Origin of the sequence: Burkholderia sp., assembly GCF_018375725.1 — a bacterium.
GTDB lineage: Bacteria > Pseudomonadota > Gammaproteobacteria > Burkholderiales > Burkholderiaceae > Burkholderia.
In genome coordinates, this window is record NZ_JAHACR010000440.1 from 1 (window position 1) to 2530 (window position 2530).

2 protein-coding genes and 2 pseudogenes are annotated in these 2530 nt (G+C 67.6%); 2 read left to right on the forward strand and 2 right to left on the reverse strand.

Annotation, left to right across the window (positions count from 1 at the left end):
• Positions 1 to 276, forward strand: a pseudogene (locus KH616_RS25465) (tetratricopeptide repeat protein); the annotation flags it as partial.
• Here the strand turns inward: KH616_RS25465 and trxA are convergent.
• A pseudogene (trxA, locus tag KH616_RS24070) lies at positions 256 to 705 on the reverse strand (thioredoxin); the annotation flags it as partial. The pseudogenes KH616_RS25465 and trxA overlap by 21 nt on opposite strands.
• 51 nt (positions 706 to 756) lie before the next feature.
• A complete protein-coding gene (locus tag KH616_RS24075) occupies positions 757 to 1638 on the reverse strand; it encodes a pirin family protein (protein WP_292253680.1) in 882 nt (293 codons plus the stop codon).
• A gap of 215 nt (positions 1639 to 1853) precedes the next feature.
• Here KH616_RS24075 and KH616_RS24080 point away from each other — a divergent pair.
• Positions 1854 to 2530, forward strand: a 677-nt coding sequence (locus KH616_RS24080) for an EamA family transporter (protein ID WP_292253682.1), incomplete at its 3' end; no start/stop codon positions are given.

The following is a 2530-nucleotide window of genomic DNA, read 5'->3' on the forward strand; positions in this document are numbered from 1 at the left end:
GCCGCGCAGCTCGCACGGTCGGAATCCCGCCTTGACGACGCGCGCAATCACCTCGAAGCCGCGCTCGCGCTCAATCCGAGCTTCGACGATGCGCGCCTCGACCTGATCGAGCTGCTGCTTGCGCTCAACCAGATCGACGACGCGCGAGCCGAAACCGAACGCCTGTCGCCGCAGACCGTGCAAAGCGAGCCGCGCTACCAGGCGATCAAGACCCGTTTCGACGCGCTTGCGGCGACCGCCGACCTGCCGCCGACCGATGCGCTCGAAGCGCGCATCGTCGAAGCTCGGATTGAGCGCGATCGCGGCTTCGAGGTGATTGCGCGCGTCGTCAAGGCGGGATTCCGCCCGTGCGAGCTGCGCGGCCCGGCGCTCCGCTTCCTCCGGCGCGGGCAGCAGCCGGTCGAGAAACGCGCGCAGCTGCCCTTCGGGCAGCACGCCGACAAACTGGTCGACCGGGCGCCCGTCGGCGAACGCGATCACATGCGGAATGCTGCGCGTCTCGAAGTGCGCGGCCAGTTCCTGATTCTCGTCGACATTGACCTTCACCAGCTTCCAGCGGCCCGCATAGTCGCTTTCGAGCTTTTCCAGCATCGGGCCGAGCGACTTGCACGGGCCGCACCACGGCGCCCAGAAGTCGACCAGCACGGGCGTGTCGAGCGATGCTTCGATGACGTCTTTCTCGAAAGTGGCAAGCGTGGTGTCCATGGTGTTCCCTTGAGTTCGAATAGCGTCAGATGGAGGGAAATCGCGTGTTTTTCAACGCGGCTTGCGTTCAGGCAGCGGGATCCATTCGGTCTCGCCGGGCACCTTGCCCATTTCCTGCCGCGTCCACGCGTCCTTCGCGCGCTCGATCGCTTCGCGGCTGCTCGCGACGAAATTCCAGTCGATGAACCGTTCGCCGTCGAGCTTGTCGCCGCCGAGCAGCATCACGCGCGCGCCATGGCCGCTCGCCAGCGTGACGGGAACGCCGGGCTCGAGCACGGCCATCTGCTCGGAAGCAAGCGGCGTACCGTCGATCGACAGATCGCCGTCGACCAGGTAGACCGCGCGCTCTTCGTGCGATGCGTCGAGCTCGATGCGGGCGCCGGCCGCGAATTCGGCGGCGACGTACAGCGTGCGGGAGTACGTCGTGACCGGCGAGCGCAGGCCGAATGCATCGCCGGCAATCACCGTCAGCGATACGCCGTTTTCGGTCCGCTTCGGCAGCGTCTCGGCCGCATGGTGCTCGAACGACGGCGCGTCCTGCTCGTGCGCGAGCGGCAGCGCGACCCAGGTCTGGATGCCGTGCACGGTATGGCCGCGCTCGCGCAGCGCGTCCGGCGTGCGCTCGGAGTGGACGATGCCGCGTCCGGCGGTCATCCAGTTGACATCGCCCGGGACGATTTCCTGCAGCGAGCCGAGGCTGTCGCGGTGCAGGATCGCGCCGTCGAACAGATAGGTCACGGTCGCGAGCCCGATGTGCGGATGCGGCCGCACGTCGAGGCCGATGCCGGCGGGCAGCGTCGCGGGCCCCATGTGGTCGAAGAAGATAAACGGGCCGACGAGGCGGGCTGCCAGCGCGGGCAGCGTGCGGCGTACCGTCAGATTGCCGATGTCGCGCACGTGCGGCTTCAGCAGGGCTTTGATGGGGGCAGTCATGGCAGGATCCTGTCGCAGCGGCGGGGATGCCGCCCATTCTACTGGCGACGGCGCGCCGGCGCGTGCGGAGTTGGCGGAAATGCGGTCGCGAACGCGGGGTGGGCGATGCGGCGCCGGCCGGTCGGCGATTCCATGTCGGCCGCGCGGGTTTCAGGATGGAATGCGAAACCCCGGTAGACTGTCCGGCTTCAGAACGATAAAGAAAGGAGACGACGATGGCCCCGAAGGACCTGTTGCTGGCGCTGGTGGTGATCCTGGCGTGGGGCGTGAACTTCGTCGTGATCAAAGTCGGCCTGCACGGCATGCCGCCGATGCTGCTCGGCGCGCTGCGCTTCACGCTCGCGGCGGTGCCGGCCGTGTTCTTCGTGAAGCGTCCGCAGATCTCGTGGCGGCTGCTCGTGCTGTATGGCGCGACGATCCAGCTCGGCCAGTTCGTGTTCCTGTTTACCGGGATGTATGTCGGGATGCCGGCGGGCCTCGCGTCGCTCGTGCTGCAGTCGCAGGCGTTCTTCACGCTCGTGTTCGCGATGCTGTTCCTCGGCGAGCGGCTGCGCGTGCAAAACCTCGTCGGTCTCGCGGTCGCGGCGGCGGGGCTCGTGTTGATCGCGTCGCAAGGCGGGCGCGCGATGACGCTGGCCGGCTTCCTGCTGACGATTGGTGCGGCCGCGATGTGGGCGCTCGGCAATATCCTGACGAAGAAGGTCGGCCAGGCCGATCTCGTATCGCTCGTCGTGTGGGCGAGCCTCGTGCCGCCGGTCCCGTTCTTCCTGCTGTCGCTGTGGTTCGAAGGGCCGCAGCGCATCGAGAGCGCGCTCGCCTCGCTGACGGGCGCGTCGATCTTCGCGGTCGTGTATCTCGCGTTCGTCGCGACACTGCTCGGCTACGGACTGTG

Bases quoted from the DNA above. Each gene is read 5' to 3' on its own strand.
- KH616_RS24075 (WP_292253680.1), bottom strand. From the start codon at position 1,638: ATGACTGCCCCCATCAAAGCCCTGCTGAAGCCGCACGTGCGCGACATC.